The sequence below is a fragment of the Peribacillus sp. NPDC056705 genome (assembly GCF_043656335.1).
On sequence record NZ_JBHTYI010000180.1, the window covers coordinates 1 to 1,450 of the forward strand.

Annotated in this window: 1 protein-coding gene; it reads left to right on the forward strand. The window is 50.2% G+C overall.

Features of this window, described 5'->3' with window-relative positions:
• Positions 1-1,450: carbohydrate-binding protein (locus ACFRAK_RS28690; RefSeq protein WP_483878295.1), on the forward strand; the 1,450-nt coding region annotated here is incomplete at both ends.

Consider the following 1,450-nt stretch of genomic DNA (forward strand, 5'->3'; position numbering starts at 1 on the left):
GTGTATTACACCTCTGGAGCCCCGCGCTCCTTCTTCGTTCAAGTAAATGGAACTGGTGAAGCGGAAAAATATGATTTACCGGAAGTCGGCAAAAACGACTGGGAATCGGTCGGAACCTATGAATTTGCTGTTGAATTGGCAGCAGGAAACAATAAGCTGTTATTTTCGGACGGGGACTGGTATTCTCCGAATCTGGACAAAATTGTGATCCGCAAGGCGCCTGCAGCAGATGCTGTCCAGGACCCTGCCGCAATGTGGGGCGAATCGGGTAATATCGGCGGGGAGTTGAATACGTCAAATTATGGCTCCATTCGGGTGACTCAACATGAGAAGGGCTTCGTGATTGGTAGCGGTGCCTATGAAGTTCTCTATAATACAGAGACGGGGCTTGCCGGCTATTCCTGGCAAGGCAGCATGATTGCGAAGGGCGTCTACGGCAGCGTGAAGCTGAGAGATCAGCTTGTGCGTAGCCTCGAACTGGATACGCATCAGCTGCTGGCGGACCAGATCGTCCCTGTACAGGACGGCCACGGGAAGGGCATTAAGTTGACGGTCCGCAATGAGAAGCCGGGACTGCCCACATTTGATCAAATCTATTACTTTTATGAAGGTGTGGATTATTTCATAACCGAGCAGGAAATTAGCGGCAGCAGCGAGCTGAGCTCCAATTATATGGCGCCTGTAGTGCTCAACACAGCAGGCGGTGTTGATCTAGGCCAATATGGGGATAATCGCGTGCTAATAGTGCCGTTTGATAATGACGCCTGGTCCAGGTATGTGTCCAAAACAATGAATACAAGCCTGAATAACGATAAGTATATCAGCTCGGAAGTAACGGCAATCTTTGATAATGTTAGCCGCAATGGACTTGTGATCGGATCCGTCACCCATGATACCTGGAAGACTGGGGTTTACTGGGGCGGGTCGGATAACCGGCTAAATGAGCTTAAGGTTTACGGGGGCTTCACCTCCCGTAATGTCACCTATGACCGGATGGAGCATGGGGCGATCTCTGGCACGACGCTGAAATCCCCTCAGATCTTTGTAGGCTTCTATAGTGATTACCGGGACGGGATGGAGGCTTATGGCCGTGCGAATGCAGCGGTTGCTCCCCCGCTCAGCTTCGGGCCGAATATCCCGCAAGGAGTCCCAGTCGGCTGGAACAGCTGGGGGGCGTATGTCGATAAGCTGTCCTATAACAAGATGATTGCCGTCTCGGATTTCTTCCATGACCATATTCAGAATAAATCCTTTAACAACAAGGGTGATATTTATATTAACATGGATTCCTTCTGGGACAATATCCCGGAGGAGAAGCGGCTTGAGCTGGTAGATAAAATTCGCAAGAATAACCAGCGGCCAGGCTCTTACCATACTCCGTTTGTCTATTGGGGCAAAAATATGCTCCAGGAGGTTGAAGGGACAGATGGCAAATATACGTATGGCGATA